This is a genomic window from Salinicola halophyticus, from assembly GCF_003206695.1.
In the GTDB taxonomy this organism is placed as follows: Bacteria; Pseudomonadota; Gammaproteobacteria; order Pseudomonadales; family Halomonadaceae; genus Salinicola; species Salinicola halophyticus.
The window spans coordinates 355,154-377,173 of record NZ_PZJN01000004.1; the positions used below are offsets into that span (position 1 = coordinate 355,154).

Below are 22,020 nucleotides of genomic sequence, written 5' to 3' on the forward strand. Positions count from 1 at the left end.
TCGTCGGCGGCGACACCCTGACGTGATCCGCCCACTCAGGACAGCAGAGGGCTGGGCTTGGCGGGATCGATGCCGTATTTCTTCATGGCATCGTTGACGACCTTGGCGTCGATCTCGCCGCGATTGGCCAGCGCACGCAGTGCCTGAATCGTCACGTAGTAGCGGTCGACCTCGAAGAAGCGGCGCAGCTGCTCGCGCGTATCCGAGCGACCGTAGCCATCGGTGCCGAGAACGTGGAAGTCGCTCGGTACCCAGGCGCGGATCTGATCGGCGTAGAGCTTCATGTAGTCGGTCGAGGCGATGACCGGGCCTTCGGTCCCGTCGAGCTGCTGCACGACCCACGGCTTTTCCCGCTTCTCATCGTAGTCGAGGAACTGCAGCCGATCGTACTCGAGCGCTTCACGACGCAGCTCGTTGAAGCTGGTCACGCTCCAGACGTCGGCGTTTACGCCGTGCTCTTCCGCCAGCATCACGGCGGCCGCTTCGACTTCGCGCAGGATCGTGCCGCTACCCATCAACTGAACGCGCGGCTGCTTCTTCTTGCCGCCAGCTTCGCCCGGCTTGAGCAGGTACATGCCGCGAACGATGCCTTCTTCGCTACCTTCCGCCATTTCCGGATGCGCGTAGTTTTCGTTCATCACGGTCAGATAGTAGAAGCAGTTTTCCTTGTCCTGGAACATCCGCTTCAGACCATCCTGCACGATGACCGCCAGCTCGTGGCCGTAGCACGGGTCGTAGGCACGGCAGGTCGGCACCGTCGACATCAGGATATGACTGTGGCCATCCTGATGCTGTAGACCCTCGCCATTGATGGTGGTCCGACCGGCGGTACCGCCGACCATGAAGCCACGCGCCTGCAGATCGCCGGCGGCCCAGACCAGATCGCCGATACGCTGATAGCCGAACATCGAGTAATAGACGTAGAACGGCAGCAGCGGCAGATGATGGTTGGCGTAGGAGGTCGCCGCGGCGATCCAGGCCGACATCGAACCCGCTTCGGTAATGCCCTCCTCGAGGATCTGACCCTTCTTGTCCTCGCGGTAGTACATGATCTGGCCCATATCCATGGGCTCGTACTTCTGACCTTCGGCCGCGTAGATTCCGAGCTGCCGGAACATCCCTTCCATCCCGAACGTCCGTGCTTCGTCGGGGATGATCGGTACCACGCGGGAGCCCAGCTGTTTGTGCTTGACCAGGCCATTCAGTACGCGCACGAAGGCCATGGTGGTCGAGACCTCGCGATCGCCCGACCCTTTCAGCTGCGCCGCGAACATCTTGTCGTCGAGTCCCGGGATCTCCATCGCCTCGAAGTCCGCCTTGCGAGCCGGCAGAAAACCGCCGAGCTTCTCGCGCTGAAGATGCAGGTACTTCATCTCCGGGCTGTCGTCTTCGGGCTTGTAGTAAGGGATGTCGCCGCTTTCGATCTGCTTGTCCGAAACCGGAATGCCGAAGCGATCGCGGAAGGCCTTCAGCGCATCGACGTCCATCGACTTGATCTGGTGGGCTTCCATGTCGGCTTCGCCGTGACCGCCGCCCATGCCGTAACCCTTGACGGTGTGCGCCAGGATGACGGTGGGACGACCGTTCGACTTGTGAACCGCCTCGTGGTACGCCGCGTAGACCTTCTGGGGATCGTGGCCACCGCGATTGAGCCGGAAGACCTGCTCGTCGGAGTAGTCCTTGACCATCTCCGCGGTCTCTTCGTACTTGCCGAAGAAGTTGTCGCGGGTGTACTTGCCGCCCTGGGCCTTGTAGTTCTGGTATTCGCCGTCGACCGCCTCGTCCATGCGCTTCTGCAGCATGCCCTTGGTGTCCTGTTCGAACAGCGGATCCCACAGGCCGCCCCAGACCACCTTGATCACGTTCCAGCCGGCACCGCGGAAGACGCCTTCGAGCTCGTCGATGACCCGCGAGTTGCCGCGTACCGGACCGTCGAGACGCTGCAGGTTGCAGTTGATGACGAAGATCAAGTTGTCGAGCTTCTCGCGGCTGGCCAGGTGCAGCGCGCCCAGCGATTCCGGCTCGTCGCATTCGCCGTCGCCCAGGAACGCCCAGACCTTGCGGTCCTTCATGTCTTCCAGCTCACGCGAGTGCAGGTACTTCATCACGTGGGCCTGATAGATCGACTGGATCGGGCCCAGACCCATGGAAACGGTCGGGAACTGCCAGTAGTCCGGCATCAGATAGGGGTGTGGATAGGACGGCAGAGCTTCACCGTCGACTTCCTGACGGAAGTTATCCATCTGCTCCTGCGTCAGCCGGCCTTCCAGGAACGAGCGCGCGTAGATGCCCGGCGTGACGTGGCCCTGGATGTAGAGCAGATCGCCCTTGTGGTCGCCGTTGTCGGCGCGGAAGAAGTGGTTGAAACCGACTTCATAAAGCGTCGCGCTGGACTGATAGCTGGCGATGTGACCGCCCAGGCCCTTGTGCTTCTTGTTGGCACGGAGCACCTGCACCATGGCGTTCCAGCGAATCGCCGAGCGGATCTTGCGCTCGATGAACATGTCGCCGGGCATCTTGGCTTCACGGTGCACGGGAATGGTGTTGCGATGCGGTGTGGTGCCGGTAAACGGCGGTGAAGATCCGTCACGACGCAGGCGGTCCGCCAACCGGGTCAGGATGTACCGAGCGCGCTCTTCGCCCTCATGCTCGACGACCGAGGCCAGGGAATCCAACCATTCCGTGGTTTCGACCGGATCGAGGTCTTCTCGTGTCTCCAGACTCATAGACAACTCTCCGAATGGGAAAAGGTTTGCCATTCGCCCGGCCATGGCGGGTAGCCGCAGCGGGGCTTGGGAATATGCGCTCTTCGGTGCGGGCGCGGCTCTTTTGGGGCCGCTTTCCGACATTTATTGGCTGTAATGAAATGACAGCAGGCGTGCGTGACGCGAGAAATCAGGCGAAGAAGATACCGCAAACGCTGGCATCTGCCAATTCACGGACGCATTGATGGTGCTGAAACCTGCGCCCAAATCGATCAAAATCAATTACTTGGCGTTCAACCACATTAATGCAAGCGTGTATCGAACGAGGCGGCCAATCTACCGCCATCGCGAATTCGCGCTTGAGTGACAGCCGGGACGCCTGCTACAGGCAAGCATAGCATTCAAACGATCTCTGTCAGGCAGCGACGTAGATAGGCCCAATCGAACGCCGGCCCTGGGTCGGTCTTGCGCAGTGGCGCGATATGGGCGTGGCCGATGATCCGCTCGGCAGTGATTGCCGGATAGCGCGCGATCAACACCCTCAGTACGGCCGCCAGCGTGCGATATTGCACCTCGCGATAGGCACGCTCGTCGGTGCCCTCGAGTTCGATGCCGATGGCAAAGTCGTTGAGCCCCTCGCGCAGCTGTTCTTGACCTGGTCTTTCGTCATCCAGCCAGCGCGACTTCCCGGCATGCCAGGCGCGCCGATCGAAGGACACAAACTGGACGCACTCGCCATCGCGCCGAATCAGCAGGTGGGCCGACACTCGCAGCGACGCGATCGCGGGGAAAGCCGGATGCGCGTCCGGCTCCAGAGTATTGGTGAACAGCCTCTCGATAGCCTCACCGCCGAACTCCCCCGGCGGCAGACTGATGCCGTGCAGCACCACCGCGGATATCTCGTCCGTCGGCCGGTCGTTGGCGTTGGGCGATACCACCCGGCGCGCCGCGCGCAGCCAGTGATCGTCGGTCACCCCGTCGCTGTCGATTCCGAACGCGACTTCTGCTGTCATGACTCGTCTCCCGCGTGGCCCAGCCGCTCGTCTCTTGGACTGATGCCGAAATGGTGGCGATAGGCGGTGGAAAAATGCGCACCCGACGAAAATCCATGCGCCAGCGCGATCTCCCCCACCGCCTGATCGCCTTCCCGCAGCAGCTTGCGCGCCTGCTGCAGACGCAGATTGAGATAGTAGCGACTGGGTACGGCCTGGAGATGCTTCTTGAACAGTCGTTCCAGCTGGCGCCGCGATAGTCCCAGATGCGCCGACAGTTCATGGGTGGTCAGCGGCTCCTCGATGTTGGCCTCCATCAGCGCCACCGCATCGATCAGACTCTGCGGGACATGTCCCAGGCGCGAACGCAGCGGAATCTGCTGCGGCTCGTCGGCCATGCGAATCCGCTCGCAGACGAAATGTTCGGAGATCCTTTGCGCCAGTCCCGTGCCCTGCTGCTGACCGATCAGGGTCATCAGCATGTCCATCGCTGCGGTACCGCCACCACAGGTGAGGCGGTTGCGATCGATCTCGAACAACTGGTGGGAAATATGAATCGTGGGAAACGTCCGCGCAAAGCCATCGGCACTGGCGTAGGAAATGGAGGCCCGATAACCGTCCAGCACGCCGGCTCTCGCCAGCCAATGGGTACCGCCGGCGATGCCCCCCAGCATCACGCCCCGGCTTGCGAGGCGATGCAACCAATGGATCAGCGTCTCGCTGTCGTCGCCCGCGGCCACCGGCCAGGCCGGCGTGGGGGCGCAGACGAACAGCATGTCGAGATGGCGCGCATCGCTGCCGGCCACGCTTTCCGGCGACAGCGCCAGCTCGGCCACGCTCTTCACCGGGCGACCGTCGATACCGAAGGTCGTGGCCGTATAGAGCCGCCGGTCCGCTAGCGTATTGGCGACGATCAGCGGCTCGATGGCGCAGGCCTGTGCCAGCAGGGAAAAGCCCGGCAGCATCACGAACCCCACTCGACGTGGAGTATCGCTGGCGTTCATGGCTGATGTTTCATGCGACCTCGATCGACGCGATCAAACCCGGACGACGTCGAATTCGACCAGCGGGTCGACATCGGCGTCGTAATCCACATCGTCGCGTTCGAAGCCGAACAGCTTGAGGAATTCATGCTTGTAGCCGGCATAATCGGTGAGCGCGAACAGATTGTCGCTGGTCACCTGCGGCCACAGCTCCTTGCACGCCTGCTGAATGTCGTCGCGCAGTTCCCAGTCGTCCAGGCGCAGGCGCCCGGCTTCGTCCACCTCGGATTCGCCGTCGCCATACAGACGCTCGCCGAACAGCCGGTTGAGCTGATCGATGGTGCCCTCGTGAACGCCCTGCTCCTTCATCACCTTGTAGACCATCGAGATGTAGAGCGGCATCACCGGAATCGCAGCGCTGGCCTGAGTGACCACGGACTTGAGCACGGCCACGTTGGCCCCACCACCGGTGGTCTTGAGGCGTGCGTCGATCTCGCCGGCCGCGCGGTCGAGATCTTCCTTCGCCTTGCCCAGCGCACCGTGCCAGTAGATCGGCCAGGTGATATCGGTGCCGATGTAGCTGAACGCCACCGACTTGGCGCCCGGGGCCAGCACGCCGGCCTTGTCCAGCGCATCCATCCACAGTTCCCAGTCCTCGCCGCCCATCACTTCGATGGTGTCGGCCACTTCCTGTTCGGTGGCCGGTTCGACGGAAGCCTCGGTGATGGTGTCCTTGTTGGTATCGATGGCGGTCGCGGTGTAGGTCTCGCCGATCGGTTTCAGGCTCGAGCGCTTGAGTTCGCCGCTATCCGGCAACTTGCGCACCGGGGAAGCCAGCGAGTAGATCACCAGGTCGATCTGGCCCATGTCTTGTCGAATCAGCTCGATCGCCTTGTCGCGGACTTCGTGCGAGAACGCATCACCGTTGATCGACTTGCTGTAGAGCCCCTCGGCCTTAGCGAACTTGTCGAAGGCGGCCGAGTTGTACCAGCCTGCCGTGCCCGTCTTGGTCTCGGTCGCGGGCTTTTCGAAGAATACTCCCAGCGTATCGGCGCCGTAGCCGAAGGCCGCGGTGATGCGCGCCGCCAGGCCGTAGCCGCTGGACGCACCGATGACCAGCACGTTGCGCGGGCCGGCCTTGCGGTCGCTCAGATTGGCACGGGTGGTCTCGATCTGTTCGAGTACGTTGCGCTCGCAGCCGAGCGGATGCGTCGTGGTGCAGATGAAACCGCGAACCTTGGGCTTGATGATCACGTCTAACCTCGTCTTCTTGGGCCGAAACGGAAAGCCCCGACGACTCTCGCCAGGAACTCTCGCGAGGAACTATCGCCGGGAAATGGCGTGGGTCGAATGTTATCAGCTCTAGCGCTGTCTGGGCGCATTCTAGCAGGGTGGCAAAACAGCTTGGCAAAACCGAGCGGCAAAAAGGATAGGAACTCGTGAGCGGCCGTTCTCGTTCGAGCCCTGGATTGATCCCCGCTACGCTCGACGTCCTTCGCGACGGATTCCGGACTGCCTGAGCCCGGGCTTGTCTCGACGCGGCGGGTATTCGAAGATGGCTCACCAGCCGAGCCAGACCCGAGGACAGAAAAATCCCATGCATCACGAGCAAGAGATCGAAGAGCTGGTCGTCAGGCGCGGCGCCCTGTGGCTGGCGCTGTCACCGCTGTGGCTCGAGCGCGATCCGCGCGAGTCGGACTACGCGCGCATGATCCGCGAGATCGAGGCCAGTGAACTGACGCTGCAACAGCTGGAGTGGGTCTATCGTCTCGAGATGTCACCGGTGATGGCGCGCAATCAGCTCTCCATGGCCGGCGAATGGCGTGCGTTCGACGAGACCGAACTGCTGACGCGCCTAGTGCGCCATAACCGCAAGCTCGGCGGCTGGCGCAAGGTGAGCTGGTCGCTGTTCTCGGGGCTGACGACGATGATGAGCCGCCCCCGGTTCAACGAACTGGCGATGCGAGTCATGGTTGCCAGAGGCGAGCGACCTCCCGGCGGCTGAGACGCCGATGCGGCACGTCGAGCCGCCTTGGCTCAAGCCGAGAACGGCGTCTCCAGCGCCTCTTCGACGGCGCGACGTAGCGATCGCGGTACGTCTCGAGGGCCAAAACGCCGAATGATCTGGCCGTCGCGCCCCACCAGAAACTTGGTGAAATTCCACTTGATCGGCGTACTACCCAGCATCCCGGGCGCCTGACGACGCAGGTGGATGAACAGCGGATGTGCCTGGCGGCCGTTGACTCTGACCTTCTCCATTACCGGAAATGTCACCGCATAGCGCTGCTCGCAGAACGCGCCGAACATCGCCGAAGACTCCGGCGCCTGACGCCCGAACTGATTGCAGGGAAACGCGAGCACGGTGAATCCCTGATCGCGGTATTCGCGGTAAAGCTTTTCCAACCCCTCCATCTGCGGCGTGAAACCGCAGCGGCTGGCAACGTTGACAACCAGCAGCACCTGTCCGCGCAGCGCGCGCAGATTGAAAAATTCGCCGGTTTGCGTCCGACAGTCTTGCGTATATAACGACATTGATGAGTCGACCCGGGTCACACCAAGTTCAGATCCATGGAATCGGTGCGCGAGCCCCTAGAGGCAACGCTCCCGTTCGAAAGAGTGCCACGCTCCCCCTCACATCACCAGCGGTCGAGCTCGATGGCCGTCGATAGTGCCAACTGCGTATCCGGCGTGGCCTTCTCGAGCGCCAGTGCGTCAGCGACCGGCAGCCAGCGGACGGCGACGACCTCCTCCGGCTGCAGACGCAACGGGCCCGCATAATCCACCCAGTAAAGGCTGCCATAAAGCCTCAATCCCGCGTCGTGGAACACGAACTCGCCGCCGGACACCAGCTTGACGCCGCCAATGCCGAGCTCCTCGAACAGCTCCCGACGCGCCGCCGGCAGCGACGCCTCGCCGGCCCCGACCACACCGCCGGCGGCCAGATCGAACCATCCCGGATGCGTCTCCTTGATCGACGTGCGCTGCTGCACGCAGATCTCGCCCGCCACATTACGCACGATGATGTAGGTTGCACGGTGCCAGCAGCTCAAACGCCGCATGATGACGCGCGAAGTGCTGCCGCAAGGTCGGTTGCGCGGATCGACGAGCTGAACCTGCTCGTCAGCGATGACCCTATCGCTCGATGAAAACGTGCTCATGGAAAACGTGCTCATGAGGAACCTGACGATAAAAAAAGAGTGGCCAGCGTATCACGAGCGACTTGCGACTCGTTCCATCGAAAAGAAAGTGCGCGTCGCCTCGTCAGCTCTCAGGCGCACGTGTGGCGCTACTCAAATATCGTGTCGAATACCGCGTTGGTCGAAGATCCCGCACAACTTGCGATGAGCGGTTTATGCTGAGTTCAGCCACTCTGGAGGACTGCATGGCCGACTACGCCCCCCGTACCGAATTGAAAACCCACCGGGTCGAAAATCAGCCCGGCTCGCAGGGCGCGGGCGACCTGTGGCGCTCGGACCGGCCGCTGCGCGAGGCCGTCGCGCGGTTTGCACCGCCCTGGGTGGGAGCGCGCGTTGCGCCGCTGGGTCAACGTCTGGCGGCGCCTGAAGTCGCCAACTGGGGCGACCAGGCCAATCGATTCCCGCCCCAGCTGCACGCCTTCGACCGTTACGGCCGCCGCCTTGACGAGGTCGATTACCATCCCGCCTACCACGCGCTAATGGATCTGGCGATTCGCGATGGCTGGCACGCCGTCGCCTGGGAACGCGAATACGAGGGTGGCCATCAGGCGCACATCGCCGCGCTCTATCTGTTGACCCAGGCCGAACCCGGCTTCTGCTGCCCGATCACCATGACCCACGCGGCGATGCCCGTTCTGCGTCATCTGAAAGGCGGCGAGGCGTGGCAAGCGCGACTCATGGGCCGGGACTATGATCCGACCGCACTCCCGCCCTGGCAGAAGACGACCAATACTTTCGGCATGGCGATGACCGAGAAACAGGGCGGCAGCGACGTACGGCGCAACAGCACCCGGGCGCAGCCGGTGGCATCGCCCGGCCCCGGCGAGTGGTACCGGCTCGACGGTCACAAATGGTTTTGCAGCGCGCCGATGTCGGACGCCTTCCTGACACTGGCGCAGACCGACGACGGCCTCTCCTGCTTTCTGGCCCCGCGATTCACGCCCGAGGACGAACGTAACGCCATCGAGATTCAGCGACTCAAGGACAAGTGCGGCAATCGCGCCAACGCATCGGCGGAGATCGAATACGTCGGCGCCTGGGCGCAGCTCGTCGGCGAACCCGGGCGTGGCGTACCGGCCATTCTGGCCATGGTGCAGCAGACACGACTCGATGCCGCCACCGCACCGGCCGGCATGATGCGACAGGCGCTGAGAGAGGTCTGGCGCCACGTCCGCGAGCGAACGGTCTTCGATCGGCGACTGGCCGACCAGCCGCTAATGCAGCGTGTGGTGGCAGACTTGGCGATCGAGACCGAAGCCAGCCTGTTGCTGGCGATGCGCGGGGCGCAAGCCATGGACCGGGCGGTGGATGACGAGCATGAGGCAGCGCTGGCGCGGCTGATTCCCGCGCTGGCCAAGTTCTGGCACAACAAGCGCGGCCCCGCCTTCATGGCCGAAGCGATGGAGTGTCTCGGCGGCGTCGGATATGTCGAGGAGACGCCATTGGCGCGACTCTACCGCGAGGCGCCGGTCAACTCGATCTGGGAGGGATCCGGCAATGTGATCTGCCTGGACGTGCTGCGCATTCTGGATCGTCACCCGGCCAGCATCGCGGCGCTACGCAGCGAACTGGGCCTGGCGCTGGGCACTCATCCCGCCTTCGATGCTACGGTCGCCGCACTCGATCATCGACTGACGGCAAGCCCGGAGCAGCTGCAGGCCGAGGCACGCTGGCTCGCCCAGCGCATGGCGCAAACGCTGCAGGCCGCGCTGCTGATTCGTCACGCCCCGAACGCCGTCGCCGATACCTTCTGCGCCACCCGATTGAGAGACGCCTCGCCCGTTTTCGGCGTGATGCCTGTCGATGCGCCTATCGCGTCAATACTCGAGCGCGTGAGCGACGAATAGATCAGCGAGAGCCCTTAGCGAAAGCCCTTGGCGAAAGCTCAAGCCAGAGCCGTTAGCGAGAATCGCGGGCGAGAGCCGAGGCCGTTCATCCCAGCGCTACACGAGCGGCCAGTCCCAGTAGCACGATGCCGGTCAAGCGGTGAATCCACCGTGCGTGCTGCTGCAACCACAGCAGCACTCGAGAATGCGAAAGAACCAGCGCCACCAGCACATACCATCCGCCATCGACCACTGTCGCCGTGGCCACGATAAGCCAGCGCGCGTGGGTACTCAGATCGGCAGTGACGAACTGGCTCAGCAAGGCGATGAAGAAAACGATCAGCTTGGGATTGCCCAACGCCACCAGCAGGCCATCGCGCATGGCACGTCGCCAATCCCTGGCCTGCCGGACGATATCGAAGTCGGCACTGCCACCGCCCCTGAGTGCCTGAATGCCCAGCCAGGCGAGATACAGTGCGCCACCCCAGGTCACCAGCCGGTACAACCACGGCTGATGGACGATGACCGCAGCGAGCCCCAGCACCGTCAGTCCCGCGTACAGCCCGACCCCGAGCGCGTGAGTGAGACCCGCGACCACGCCGCAGAGCCGCCCGCCACCGAGCGTATTCTGCATCACCATGGCCAGACTGGGCCCTGGAGACATGGCCCCGAGGGCACATATGGCCAGCAATGAAAACCAGAGTTCCAACGACACGCCGCCTTCCTGTTTCCACTCTCGATATCCGAGGACCGACTATATTTCTTTTGGTACTTGGGAAACACTAGGAAAATTTAAGGGTTAGGGCACGTCTCGGATATTAGAAGTTCCTACTGTAGGAATTTATCAGGGCTTACGTCACCCATTGCGGGCGACGTAGACGGTGCCAGCAATGAGGGCAACCAGCAACACAGCGAACACACCGACGATGAACCACATGGTTATCCCTCCCCAATGAAGTACGGCCCAAGGATCCCCGCGATCGGGGACCCTATCCTATATAGTACTGGCCGCGATTGCCCACTGATTCACGTCCTCCGGGCTCAGGAACCACGCCACCCACGCATCCAGTAGGAGGTTGAACCCACCGGGGCCGGCGATCTCGTAGGCGCGCAGCAGTATTCGCTTGCACTTACTCGTGGGGATCCGCCGCGCGCTTGGCGAACCAGCCGGACAGCAAGCCGGTCGCCCATGGACTGAAGCCCTCGGCCATGCTCATCAGGTCGATTTTACCGCGGCACGGGCACTTCGAAGCGTCTACGCTGTCAGAGGCACAGGACCACATACATCAAGGAAGTGAACCATGAGCTTATTCAACAAGCGCGACGACCGACAGGCACGTACCGACCGTATCCGTGACGACCTGCGCGATATCGGTGATCAGGGTCAGGCACTGGGACGCGACCTGCGGGACGATGCCGGAGACGCCATCGAAGAAGCTCGGATCAAAAGTGAAGAGCAGTACGCCCGCATGGCAGCCGAATCGCGTCGGCGCAATCGCCGTTTCAAGCGTTCGGCGAACCAGTCCATGAATGACTGTGACCGCTACGTCAGTGAACATCCGTGGTCAGGTATCGGCGTCGCTGCCTTGGCTGGCGCCATTGTCGGCCTGCTGATCAGTCGCCGCTGAAGCGCCCTCGACGCCCCGCTTGCGGGGGCGTTTTCGTTGTCTCGAGTGATCGGAACCATGGTTGAACAGTTTAACCGTATTCAAACTTTCCAATCAGAGCTGTAGAAACTTGAGAACGATAGTCATTTAATCGCATGAAACCTGTTTCAGGAGCCCGAGATGACCGTCAATAAATGGCAAACGATCGATGTCGAGAATATCGATAAATCCGCGAGATCGCTGCATGCCTGTTCACTGGATCCCTCGATTCGCTGCCTGGCCGAGTTGCGTACCTCGCAGATCAACGGCTGCCTGAGCTGCACGCACTTTCGCCGTGAGCAAGCCGAAGCGCTGGGTATTTCTGCCAGCAAGCTGCAGGCGTTGACGGCCTGGGCCGAATCCGACGAATTCGACGACCGGGAAAAAGCGGCGCTGGCATGGTGCGAGTCGTTCACGCACTTCCGCCCGGCGAACCTGGCAACGCGAAAGCTGGCGCTGAATGCGTTCTCACCGCGGGAACTGGCGGACCTGACGATGGCGATCGAAATGACCAGCGCGCTGAGTCGCGCGTCACGTCGCGCCGCCGTCTAGATCGTTTCAACCTAGGTCCAGCCTCAAGCTCCATCTCGGTGCCAGGTGTCATCTCGGCTCGCTCTCGCCCCCTGACGAGAGCGAGTTTTCACGTCTGCGTTATCTCTCTCTGAAACTCGCCAACGCGGTTCACACCAGCGGCTCGACGTGATCGTGCAGACAGCCGAGCACACTGCCCTCGCGCGCCAGCGCCCGTCTATCCAGCATATGGACCCAACCTCGCGCCAGCTTGAGCAGCCCCTCCTGTCGAAACGCGGTCAAGGTACGGCTGACATGCACCGGGGACAAGCCCAGCGCATCCGCCAGATGCTGCTGCGATAACGGCAGACGAAAGCACTCGCGCTGGTCGTCGTCGCAGCGTCGAAGGCGGCAAAATATCTCGAATAACAGATAGGCCACTCGCTGGCGGGCGCTGCGTCGCGAAAGGTGGACCATTCGCTCGCTCAGCACCGCCTGCTGATAGGAGCAGACCGCGAAGCAGAGCGACATCAAGTTGGTCGATTGCCGGAACAGATCATGCAGCTGTCGATTCGATACCAGCCGAATCTCTCCGTCCTCCAGCATGGCAACGCTGGAGAGCCGCTGCTTGAAGGGAAATTCATGTAGCCCGATGATATCTCCGGGAAGAAATATCTCGAGAATGTGGCGGGTACCATCTTCCATATGCCGAAACGAATAAGCCCATCCTTGCCGCAAGGTGCAAAAGTCTCTTGCGGTGTCGCCCTCGTGCCACAGTACCTGCCCTTTGGTCACCCTCGTCGCTACACCCTCAAGAGCGTCGAGCCGACGACGATCATTTGCCGAAATGGCGCCGTAGTGGCCGAACTGACGAGCGATACAGCCTTCCTGCTGACCCATGCTCTTGCCTTATCGAATTTTTCAATAATGACAGCATGTTAGGAAAGCGAGTTACATAACATCGGTTAGATCGTCCAGCTAAATTACCCTCGCAAGCGCCTGTCGAGACTGGGATTATCGGTGGGGCCAGAATCCGCTTCGACCGCCCTCGCAGGTGTTATCGCGTCCCGAGGGGATATCGCGTCACCGGATCCGGGACGGACGGGGATCGGCTCGTCATTGGCAGAGGGCGTTGAGCGTTGAGCGTCATTCGGCGGGAAAGGCTAGCCCGGTGTACGCGCCAGAGTCCCGATCAGATAGAGATCGTGAAGGTAGGCGTCGAGTTTCGAGACAGCATGCGTCAGCAGGATGACTGCATAGATCAGCAGCATCAGAACCCATTCACTGTTCATCCACTTCAGCGATTCCACGGAGACCTGATAGGCGATCGTGTAGAGACTCAGCCCGCCGAAAAACATCACGATCAGACAATTCACCAAGACGATCGTCAGCAGTACGGCACGGCTATCGCTGGCAGGCAGTCGAGTCTTCCAGGAGAGTGCATGACGCACCATGACTCGGCCGTTGGAGAGAATGTGGCGCTGGCGGCGCAACAGTGCCGCGAGATATGGGGAGGCCTGGGGACGGGAAGCGGCGGAGAGTACGAGGTGGCGGTCGAAGCGGGCACCGAACAGCCGGCCGGAGAGTTCCAGCAGACCGTGGGTTTCTCCCGTTGTCTTGTACTGCTCGGCCTGGGTCGAGAGTCGACTCAGGTCACTATCGTTACTGGCCTGTCGCTCGTCGTCCTCGAAGTTCTGAGCATAATAGATGTCGTAGACCTGATAGACGGAGATCGCGACACCCACGAAAATCAAGAACAGCATCGTGATATTCAACATGTTTCGCCACTCCTCGGCCGAGCTGATCAGAAGCCGTATCATAGCAGGGCAAGCTCGAGACGAGCCATCTGCCCCCGGTGTGGCAAACGGTCGCTATCCGCAAGAATCACACGCGAAAATCGAACTGAACGAGCCTCCCGCCAGGCAACAGTCACCGCGTGGCCTGAATGGCATCATCGAGAGCGTTCGAGGCATCACTCCAGTCACGAACGGCGGGAGAACCTGCCTGGCACTCGAGCCTTGATAAGGCTCAGACCTCGTCGATTTCCAGAGCGTTCTCCGCGCCCCGGGTAAGGCGATCGGCGTTGCGCGAAGCGGAGCTGTCGGCGTGCCCGTCAGCCACCACCTGATCGCGACCGTCGGATTTCGCGGCGTAGAGGCGACGATCCGCCAGATCGATCACATCTCGAAGATGCAGACCTTCACGAGACAGGGCTATCCCCATTGAGACCGTCACCGGCAACACGGTGTCATCCAGCCGACAGGGGTGGCGGGCCAGCCGATCCCGAATACGCATGGCGGCGGCAATACTCTGCGTCTGGCCGGCACCCGGCAACAGAATCAGGAACTCCTCTCCGCCGACACGACCGATACTGTCGTCGTTGCGTAGCGAATCCCGCAGCAAATTGGCCAAGTGGCGAAGCACGGCATCACCGGCGGTGTGCCCATGATTGTCGTTGATGTCTTTGAAATGATCCGCGTCCACCAGCACCACGGCGAACGACTGCCCCTTCTTCCAATAACTGGAAGCTCGCTCGAAGACCGCCCGCCGATTGAGCACCCGGGTCAACGAATCGTGCATGGCGTCACGTCGATAGCGATGCTCATGGTGGTCGGTGATCGCCAGCATGCGCAGAATCACCGCACACAGCATGACGAAGACCAAGCCCAAACCCAGGTCGGAAAGCAGCGTATTCACCATCGAATGGGGTACGGCAGGCAAGCGCAGCGACGGCATGTGGATCACGCCAAGCGAGAGCGCGATCAAGCCGCCGGTGGCCAGAATCTTGGTTCGCTTTCGAAGATCGGCGAGCATCAGCTCGACCTCGGCGAACAGCAGATAGTAGATCAGGCTGCTCTGGTTGGCGGCGATGGCGGTGCCCGCACTGACGAAGACGAGAAAGACACCCAGCTTGACCGCCAGCGCCGTCGCCACGTAGAGCCGCCGATGCAATGACAACGCCAGCGCGTATCCACCCAGGCAGAGCAGGTTCAGACCGCCCAGCAGAGAATGCCCAACGACAAAAAACAACGGCGCTACGACCGTCTGCAGGCATAGCGCCAGCAAATAGATTTCGGCCATGATTTCAAAGCTGCGTCGGCGCTCCGCCGGCAGTGAGTCGGGCGCTTGGGTGCAGTTCCACCAGAGAGAAAGAAGCAGGCTTTGCATTTTCGACTCGTTATTGTATTGAGGGGCGCACCGTTGCCAGGCCCTTCCCTATCGGTAATGACGGGAAGACGTAAACCAGGGAAAGATCGAACCCTACCTCCAGCGCCCTGGTAAATCGAGAAGAAAGCACTTCTGAGTATCGCTGTTTTTAACAAAAGATAACATTGTCAAATTTGCTAAGAATACTGTAGTCCACCGATTACAAATGGATATCCAAACTGCTGACCCAGAATTCCTGTGCCAGAATCATCCGCGAGTTCTGGTAGCCTGGCTTCCCGGAACGGCATCTTCTCGCCGTCGATTAGTGCGCTCACATACGGAAATTCCCAATGCATTTTCTACACCAGGACGACCTGGGCAGACTCCTGTTGCGCCTGTGCGTTGGCGGCCTGATCCTGCTCCACGGCATCGACAAGCTGATGAATCCCGCCACTATCAGCGGCATCGCCCAGCAGTTGACGAGTGTGGGGCTACCCTCGTTCGTTGCCTACGGGGTGCTGGTCGGTGAAATCGTCGCGCCGCTGATGACGATCGTCGGCTGGCGAGCGCGCATCGGCGGGTTGTTGATGGCGATCAACATGATCGTGGCGCTGGCCCTCGTCCATACAGGCCAGCTATGGACACTCAATAGTCAGGGTGGCTGGACCCTCGAGCTGCAGGGCATGTTCCTGTTCGGGGCGCTGGCGATCATGTTTCTGGGTAGCGGACATATGGCCGCCAGGCCTGACTGACGGCTCGGGCCGTCACTCGATAGCCAAAGCTGTCAGCCTTTGCGCCAGCAATTCGGGGAAGCGCTTGAACCAGCGCTGATTGAGTGGCGATGGATGTGGCAGAGGTGCGAGGACGAAGCGCTTGCGTTCACCGTCGTCGAATGTCAGCTCGGTGACGTGCGTCGCGCTGAAACGATCGTCTCGGGACCAGAAGGCTTCGAGTGCGTCGCGGACCTCTTTCGTCTGGCCGATACCGAACCAGAAAAACGCTTCGCGCCCCAGGGTGATGACCTGCTCGCCCTGCCACTGCCGGGTCAGAAGCGCTGCCACCAGCGGCTGGAAACGCCGTTTTACCGCCATTGGCCAGGCCTTGTTGCCGAGCGGTTTGTAGGGAACGGTGTTGATCCAGAACAGATCCGCCCCCACCGACAGTGATGCCTCGAAGTCCGGCAACGACCGCCCATGACGGTGACGATAGAGCGCCTCCCGCACCTTCTGTCCACCGGCCCCCACGAATGGCAACCCGATCTCGATCTCCTTCCTGCCGGGATCACGGCCGAAGACGGCGAGCTTTGCTATCCGCGGCCCAAGGCCGACGATGGGCGTCAGCGGATCTCGATCGAACTGGCGATAGACCTCGCGATCCAGCCGCTCGAGCTCGGCAGCCTCGCGACGCATCGCTTTCTCGATATCGGCAGGCAGGGGCTGGGCCTGACGCCTCATGGACATGCTTATTCCTCCCGAAACGAGGTGTCGTGGAACAGCCCGCGGGCCACAGCAGTCTCAGTTCCAGGGCGAGTTGAGTATCAGCAGCGACGCATTGAGATAGGCGGCGAAACTGACCCATACCAGGTACGGCACGAGCAATCCGGCAGCAAACCGCGAATGGCGCCAGAACGTCACGATCGTCCACACGATCAGCCCCCACATCAGCAGCAGATCGAGCAAGCCGATCAACATCCAGTGTGCCGCGAAGAATAGCCACGACCACAGACCGTTGGCGATCAGCTGCAGCACGAAAGGCGTCAACGCTCTTCGGCGCTCGCCGCGCGGCACGATCAGGGTGATCTTCCAGGCCGCCACCGCCATCATCAGATAGAGCAGCGTCCAGGCGGTGGGAAACAGCCAGTCAGGGGGCGTCAGCGGCGGTTTGTCGAGTGCGGCATACCACTCGCCGGGCGGCGCCAGAATGCCGCTGCTGGCGGCGATCGCCACCAGCAGCAGCCAGGCGCAGAGAATGAAACTCGAACGACTCACGATGATTACCAGCTACCGGTGTTTTCCATCGAAGCCCAGGGTTCCTGAGGTTCCAGTGCGTCGCCTTTCTGCAGCAGCTCGATCGAGATGCCGTCCGGCGAGCGGACGAAGGCCATGTGGCCGTCGCGCGGTGGGCGATTGATGGTGACACCGCCCGCCTGCAGTTTTTCGCACAGCGCATAGATGTCGTCGACGCGATAGGCAAGATGCCCAAAGTTGCGACCGCCGGTGTATGTCTCCGGGTCCCAGTTATAGGTCAGCTCGACCATCGGCGACTGCTCGGACTTGGCGCGCGGTGTGTCGTTGGGCGTCGCCAGAAAAACCAGGGTGAAGCGTCCCTTGTCGTTTTCCTTGCGCGAGACTTCCTGCAGACCCAGCAGGTCACAGTAGAAACGCAGCGAGGCGTCGAGGTCGGCGACGCGGACCATGGTGTGCAGGTATTCCATGAAATCTCCTGATTCGTCAGTGTATTGAACCACTCTAGCGTAGACCACGAGCGCCGTTCGGTGAATCTACCGCCTATCGCGATCAGTCGGGTCTGATCGCCATGCGACCGCTGCCCAGGAACATCACGGCCAATGCGGCGAAGAAGTACATCCCCTGCAGCTCCAGCGCCCAGCCGCCCTGCTCGTTGAGCGTTCCCAATTGGGGGAGATGAACCAGCAGGACCGCCACGACCATGTTGCCGGCCATCAGCAGGCCGCCGATTCGCGCCCGCCAACCGACGATCGCCATCAGCGGCCCCACCACTTCACCCAGCACTACGCCGTAGGCGAGGAACGCCGGAAGACCCACGCCTGCCAGCATCTGGCCCAAGCCGTCGAAGCTGCCCGGATGAATGACCTTGTTGATGCCATGGAAAAGAATCAGGATGCCGACGCACAGGCGAACGATCAGTTTGCCGAGATCATCGTTTTTAAGCAGTTGACGCATGCTGGAGTCTCCGGACCATTAAAATCGCGATGAAACGTACTGACCGATCGCCTGCTGCGCCTCTTTCAAGGACTGCTGCTTGCGCTCATCGCCCATGTTGAGGCCTTCCGCATAGATCGTATCGACATCCTTGATGCCGATCAGCCCCAGCATGTGCTTGAGATGCGGCGTTTGGGAATCCATCTCCGTGCCGGCATACATGCCGCCGCGTGCTGCCAGAATCAGGCCCGACTTGTTCTCCAGCAGCCCCACCGGACCATTGGCGGTGTACTGGAAGGTCTTGCCGGCGCGCAGGATACGGTCGAACCACGACTTGAGCTGGCTGGGAATCCCCAGGTTGTAGAGCGGTACGGCCAGCACCAGCAAGTCGCTGGCTTCGACTTCGGCCAGCAGTTCATCGGAGATCCGCGCCAGATCCTGCTGTTCGGGGCTGCGCTCGGCGGGCTCGGTCATCCAGCTCTTCATTTCCGTCCCTGTCAGATGCGGCAATGCCTGTTCGACCACATTGCGCTCGGTGAGCTCGACATCGTGAGCTTCCAGGGCCTGCTTGAAAGATTCCGCCAGCGCGCGGGATTGGCCACCTTCGCCGAAGAGGGAACTGGTGATGAGAAGAATGCGTTGCGTCATGAACCTATCTCCAAGCCTGAGTCGATTAACCAAGGCGCCGGCACTGGCCGGCGCACGTTGGAGGCATTATTCGTTGTCATTTTTGAAATGAAAATCGCGAAAAATGGCGCGAATCATTCGAATGCATCGTTTTATGCCGTTAGGCATCGGCTTGACTAGCGGTGCGCTTCGACCCCCTGTCCACAGCCGTGAAACTCGCGTCCGCCATAGCGTAGCATCACCTTGACCGGCCAGGGTTTACCGCTCATATCGTCAAAACAGGCGCCAGCCCGAAGGTTCAGCTCCATCGGGTAGCGCCCGCTATCGCTGACCAACACCATGTTGGCATCGCTTCCGTTGTGGATCGAAGCAACCCGGTAATCGAACGTGTCACTGGCCTGGCCGTAGTCGGATACCAGGGTCAACGAATGGCTATTGCGATCGAGCGATACATTCCAGCCCGGCTCGTTGCCGCCCGCGTAGAAAATGCTGTCGGGATGTTGCTCACGGGTCGTCGTCTCACGCTCGTTGGCCAGCGTGCAGACCAGCTGCCCGTTGTCGCTCTCGACACGGGCGTCGCGGCCCTGGCGCCAGAACGAGACTCCATCGAGTTCGTAACGGGATCCGGCGCCCACCACCGCGCGGGGCAGCTCGGTCTCGCCCAGCGCCGTCCACAGTCGCAACCGCTTGTCATCCGGAGTCGTCGTGACCAGATCCTGAGAGGGTGTACAGCGCCAGGCGGTGAAGGTATCGCCACCATCCGCAAAGAAGGCACTGGGCAGCAGCGGCGACTTGAGCGAGTCCAGCGTCGACGACGGCGCGGCAGAGTGCGTCTCCTGATGCCCGCCGCTGGCACAACCCGCGAGCATGAGCGCGCCGAGTGAAAGGGTCAGCCAGCGGACCGATGAACGATGACGATAGAGGGCGCGGCGGTCTTTGCCAGCCTGAAGCGCTTTGGACATGAGCAAGGTTTCCGAGAGATGTCTGAACACGGCGAGCCGTCATGAAAAAGCGCCGCGAGATCGTCTCGCGACGCAACGTTCAGCCTAACATGCCAGGGCTACTGGCGGGCCAAACCATGAACGCGTTCATCGCTCGAAACACGTCTCAGGCGTAGCGCTGGCGCAGCTCGCGAGCGGCCTCGACCATGTTGGCCAGCGCCGGCTCTACCTCCGCCCAGCCTCGGGTCTTGAGGCCGCAGTCCGGGTTGACCCAGAGCCGCTCGGCGGGAATCTTCTCTGCCGCCTTGGCCATCAGGTCGACCATCCAGGCCCGCTCGGGAATGTTCGGCGAGTGTATATCGTAGACCCCGGGTCCGATCTCGTTGGGGTAATCGAAGTGCTGGAAGGCGTCGAGCAGTTCCATGTCCGAGCGCGACGTTTCGATGGTGATGACATCGGCGTCCATGGCCGCGATGGCGCCGATGATGTCGTTGAATTCGGCATAGCACATGTGGGTATGAATCTGGGTCGCGTCGGCGACGACCGCCGCGCTCAACTGGAAGCACTCCACCGCCCAGTCGAGATACGCCTGCCACTCGGCCTGACGCAGCGGCAGCCCCTCGCGCAGCGCCGGTTCGTCGATCTGAATGATCGCAATGCCGGCACGCTCGAGATCGGCGACCTCGTCACGCAACGCCAGCGCAATCTGACGACAGGTGGTGGCCCGCGGCTGATCATCGCGCACGAAGGACCACTGCAGGATGGTCACCGGACCGGTGAGCATGCCTTTCATCGGCTTGTCGGTGAGCGACTGGGCGTATTCGCTCCAGCGCACCGTCATCGCCGCGGGTCGCGTCACGTCTCCGAAGATCACCGGCGGCTTGACGCAGCGTGAGCCGTAGCTCTGGACCCAGCCGTTCTGAGTGAAGGCAAAGCCATCGAGCTGTTCGCCGAAGTATTCGACCATATCGTTGCGCTCGGCTTCGCCATGCACCGGCACGTCGAGCCCTAGCCGCGCCTGGCGTTCGACCACCTGAGCAATCTCTTCGCGCATGCGGTTCTCGTAATCCGCCACATCGAGCTCGCCGCGCTTGAAGTCGCGGCGCGCCGTGCGGATTTCCTGCGTCTGCGGGAAGGAGCCAATCGACGTCGTCGGGAACAGCGGAAGCTCGAGTCGCGCCCGCTGTGCCGACGCTCGCACCGAATAGACGTTGTCACGCCGCGTATCGGCGACACCGACTCTGGTCAGACGCTCGGCGACCTGTGGCTTATGGATATGCTGGGATTCACGCCGCGTGGCCAGTGCCCGGTTCGACTCCTCGACCCGCTGGCGATCCGTGGGCGTTTCGGCACCCTCGAGCACGTGCGCCAGCGTGACGACTTCATCGAGCTTCTGACGCGCAAACGCCAGCCAGCTCTTCAATTCCGGATCCAGCCGGGCCTCGTTGTCCAGATCGACGGGGACGTGAAGCAGTGAGCAGCTTGGCGCCAGCCACAGGCGATCGCCCAGACGGGCCCTGGCATCCTTGAGTTCTGCGGCGAGGCGGCTCAGGTCGGCACGCCAGATGTTGCGACCGTCGATGGCACCCACGGAGAGCACCTTGTACGGGGACAGGCGGTCGAGCACCGCGGTCAACTGCTGTGGGGCCCGTACCAGGTCGATGTGCAGCCCTTCGACCGGCAGCGACACCGCCAGACCCAGATTGCCGCCAAGGCCGCCGAAGTAACTCGCCAACAGCAACTTCACTGGGGCCGACTGCAACTGGTTGTAGGCGAACTCGAAAGCACGCTGCCACTCGTCGGGCAGGTCCTGGACCAACGCCGGTTCGTCAAGCTGCACCCATTCGACGCCGGCATCCGCCAGCCGGCTCAGAATCTGACCGTAGGTCGACATCAGATTATCGAGCAGAGAGAGACGCTCGAGACCTTCGCTCTTGGACTTGGCCAGCCACAGCCAGGTCACGGGGCCGGTCAACGCCACCTTGACCGGATACCCCGCCGACTTCGCCTCGGCGACTTCGTCGAACAGGCGCTCGCTGGCGATACGGAAGGTCTGCCCTTCGTGCAGTTCCGGCACCAGGTAATGATAGTTGGTGTCGAAATACTTGGTCATCTCGCATGCTGCCGCCGGCTCGCCGGACGGCGCCCGGCCGCGGGCCATGCGGAAACTGGTATCGAGATCGACCTCGCCTTCGACACTACCGAAACGCGGCGGCACCGCGCCGACCAGCACGGAAACGTTGAGCACCTGATCGTAGAAGGCGAAATCACCGACCGTGACGAGATCCAGACCTGCATCGATCTGTTGCTGCCAGTGAATCTTGCGCAGGCTTGCCCCTTCCAGCTCGAGACCGTCACGATCGAGTTCGCCTTTCCAGTAGGCCTCGACCGCCTTCTTCAATTCACGATGGGCGCCAATGCGCGGATAGCCCAAGGTATGCGCCAGAGTGGTCATGGGTAGGGTCTCTCAGGGTTAGCGGTTAGAATGAACGAGGTGCTGGCCTGTCACGCAGTCTGTCCATCGACGCATCCTGAATCAAACGCGT

General features: G+C 61.7%; 22 protein-coding genes. 5 read left to right on the forward strand and 17 right to left on the reverse strand.

All coding sequences use genetic code 11. From position 1 onward, the window contains the following. Window positions 1-35 precede the first annotated feature (35 nt). The 4 genes from aceE to fabV form a co-directional block, all read right to left on the reverse strand. The gene (gene aceE, locus DOM58_RS06810) at window positions 36-2,726 is read right to left on the reverse strand and encodes a pyruvate dehydrogenase (acetyl-transferring), homodimeric type (protein ID WP_075563288.1); all 2,691 of its coding nucleotides are present in this window, start codon (window positions 2,724-2,726) and stop codon (window positions 36-38) included. 380 nt (window positions 2,727-3,106) lie between these two features. Beyond that, a complete protein-coding gene (ampD, locus tag DOM58_RS06815) occupies window positions 3,107-3,718 on the reverse strand; it encodes a 1,6-anhydro-N-acetylmuramyl-L-alanine amidase AmpD (protein ID WP_110692264.1) in 612 nt (203 codons plus the stop codon). After that, window positions 3,715-4,701, reverse strand: coding sequence for a GlxA family transcriptional regulator (locus tag DOM58_RS06820; RefSeq protein ID WP_188113787.1), 987 nt, complete (start codon window positions 4,699-4,701; stop codon window positions 3,715-3,717). The genes ampD and DOM58_RS06820 overlap by 4 nt, the downstream gene beginning before the upstream one ends. Window positions 4,702-4,734: 33 nt before the next feature. Next, complete coding sequence (gene fabV / locus DOM58_RS06825) at window positions 4,735-5,934, reverse strand: enoyl-ACP reductase FabV (RefSeq protein ID WP_110692265.1); 1,200 nt, start codon at window positions 5,932-5,934, stop codon at window positions 4,735-4,737. 343 nt (window positions 5,935-6,277) lie between these two features. Between fabV and DOM58_RS06830 the strand changes: the two genes are divergently transcribed. Then, window positions 6,278-6,685, forward strand: coding sequence for a DUF7079 family protein (locus DOM58_RS06830; protein ID WP_075563291.1), 408 nt, complete (start codon window positions 6,278-6,280; stop codon window positions 6,683-6,685). A gap of 32 nt (window positions 6,686-6,717) precedes the next feature. Here the strand turns inward: DOM58_RS06830 and DOM58_RS06835 are convergent, their stop codons facing one another. Both DOM58_RS06835 and DOM58_RS06840 read right to left on the reverse strand, forming a co-directional pair. Next, complete coding sequence (locus DOM58_RS06835; RefSeq protein WP_110692266.1) at window positions 6,718-7,212, reverse strand: glutathione peroxidase; 495 nt, start codon at window positions 7,210-7,212, stop codon at window positions 6,718-6,720. 104 nt (window positions 7,213-7,316) lie between these two features. Further along, the gene (locus DOM58_RS06840; RefSeq protein WP_245392184.1) at window positions 7,317-7,838 is read right to left on the reverse strand and encodes an NUDIX hydrolase; all 522 of its coding nucleotides are present in this window, start codon (window positions 7,836-7,838) and stop codon (window positions 7,317-7,319) included. Window positions 7,839-8,062: 224 nt separating this feature from the next. On the opposite strand from DOM58_RS06840, the gene DOM58_RS06845 reads away from it, so the two are divergent. Continuing rightward, on the forward strand, window positions 8,063-9,724 hold the full coding sequence (locus tag DOM58_RS06845; protein WP_110692268.1) for an acyl-CoA dehydrogenase family protein: 1,662 nt from the start codon (window positions 8,063-8,065) through the stop codon (window positions 9,722-9,724). A gap of 85 nt (window positions 9,725-9,809) precedes the next feature. Here DOM58_RS06845 and DOM58_RS06850 read toward each other — a convergent pair whose 3' ends face one another. Then, entirely contained in the window at window positions 9,810-10,418 is a 609-nt protein-coding gene (locus tag DOM58_RS06850) for a LysE family translocator (RefSeq protein WP_110692269.1), read from the reverse strand. A gap of 586 nt (window positions 10,419-11,004) precedes the next feature. Between DOM58_RS06850 and DOM58_RS06855 the strand changes: the two genes are divergently transcribed. Together DOM58_RS06855 and DOM58_RS06860 are read left to right on the forward strand one after the other, a co-directional pair. Continuing rightward, the gene (locus DOM58_RS06855) at window positions 11,005-11,331 is read left to right on the forward strand and encodes an ElaB/YgaM/YqjD family protein (protein WP_110692270.1); all 327 of its coding nucleotides are present in this window, start codon (window positions 11,005-11,007) and stop codon (window positions 11,329-11,331) included. Between the two features lie 159 nt (window positions 11,332-11,490). Beyond that, complete coding sequence (locus DOM58_RS06860; RefSeq protein ID WP_075563297.1) at window positions 11,491-11,901, forward strand: carboxymuconolactone decarboxylase family protein; 411 nt, start codon at window positions 11,491-11,493, stop codon at window positions 11,899-11,901. A gap of 129 nt (window positions 11,902-12,030) precedes the next feature. Here DOM58_RS06860 and DOM58_RS06865 read toward each other — a convergent pair whose 3' ends face one another. The 3 genes from DOM58_RS06865 to DOM58_RS06875 all read right to left on the reverse strand — a co-directional run bounded on the left by DOM58_RS06865 (window position 12,031) and on the right by DOM58_RS06875 (window position 15,027). After that, window positions 12,031-12,759, reverse strand: a complete 729-nt coding sequence (locus DOM58_RS06865) for a Crp/Fnr family transcriptional regulator (RefSeq protein ID WP_110692271.1) — start codon at window positions 12,757-12,759, stop codon at window positions 12,031-12,033. A gap of 263 nt (window positions 12,760-13,022) precedes the next feature. Then, the gene (locus DOM58_RS06870) at window positions 13,023-13,637 is read right to left on the reverse strand and encodes a hypothetical protein (RefSeq protein ID WP_157957507.1); all 615 of its coding nucleotides are present in this window, start codon (window positions 13,635-13,637) and stop codon (window positions 13,023-13,025) included. 250 nt (window positions 13,638-13,887) lie between these two features. Further along, the gene (locus DOM58_RS06875; RefSeq protein WP_110692273.1) at window positions 13,888-15,027 is read right to left on the reverse strand and encodes a GGDEF domain-containing protein; all 1,140 of its coding nucleotides are present in this window, start codon (window positions 15,025-15,027) and stop codon (window positions 13,888-13,890) included. Window positions 15,028-15,356: 329 nt separating this feature from the next. Here DOM58_RS06875 and DOM58_RS06880 point away from each other — a divergent pair, with 329 nt between their 5' ends. Beyond that, entirely contained in the window at window positions 15,357-15,758 is a 402-nt protein-coding gene (locus DOM58_RS06880; RefSeq protein ID WP_110692274.1) for a DoxX family protein, read from the forward strand. A 12-nt stretch (window positions 15,759-15,770) separates the two neighbouring features. Here DOM58_RS06880 and DOM58_RS06885 read toward each other — a convergent pair whose 3' ends face one another. The 7 genes from DOM58_RS06885 to metE form a co-directional block, all read right to left on the reverse strand. After that, complete coding sequence (locus DOM58_RS06885) at window positions 15,771-16,466, reverse strand: uracil-DNA glycosylase family protein (protein ID WP_245392185.1); 696 nt, start codon at window positions 16,464-16,466, stop codon at window positions 15,771-15,773. A 54-nt stretch (window positions 16,467-16,520) separates the two neighbouring features. Then, window positions 16,521-16,994, reverse strand: a complete 474-nt coding sequence (locus DOM58_RS06890) for a TspO/MBR family protein (RefSeq protein ID WP_245392186.1) — start codon at window positions 16,992-16,994, stop codon at window positions 16,521-16,523. Between the two features lie 5 nt (window positions 16,995-16,999). After that, window positions 17,000-17,440, reverse strand: coding sequence for a VOC family protein (locus DOM58_RS06895; protein ID WP_110692276.1), 441 nt, complete (start codon window positions 17,438-17,440; stop codon window positions 17,000-17,002). 82 nt (window positions 17,441-17,522) lie between these two features. Next, the gene (locus DOM58_RS06900) at window positions 17,523-17,927 is read right to left on the reverse strand and encodes a DoxX family protein (RefSeq protein WP_110692277.1); all 405 of its coding nucleotides are present in this window, start codon (window positions 17,925-17,927) and stop codon (window positions 17,523-17,525) included. An 18-nt stretch (window positions 17,928-17,945) separates the two neighbouring features. Beyond that, entirely contained in the window at window positions 17,946-18,554 is a 609-nt protein-coding gene (locus DOM58_RS06905) for an FMN-dependent NADH-azoreductase (RefSeq protein WP_075563304.1), read from the reverse strand. A 155-nt stretch (window positions 18,555-18,709) separates the two neighbouring features. Continuing rightward, window positions 18,710-19,495 (reverse strand): C-type lysozyme, inhibitor, encoded by a 786-nt coding sequence (locus tag DOM58_RS06910; protein WP_110692278.1) that lies wholly within the window; start codon window positions 19,493-19,495, stop codon window positions 18,710-18,712. A 145-nt stretch (window positions 19,496-19,640) separates the two neighbouring features. Beyond that, on the reverse strand, window positions 19,641-21,929 hold the full coding sequence (gene metE / locus DOM58_RS06915; protein WP_110692279.1) for a 5-methyltetrahydropteroyltriglutamate--homocysteine S-methyltransferase: 2,289 nt from the start codon (window positions 21,927-21,929) through the stop codon (window positions 19,641-19,643). Between the last annotated feature and the right edge of the window lie 91 nt (window positions 21,930-22,020).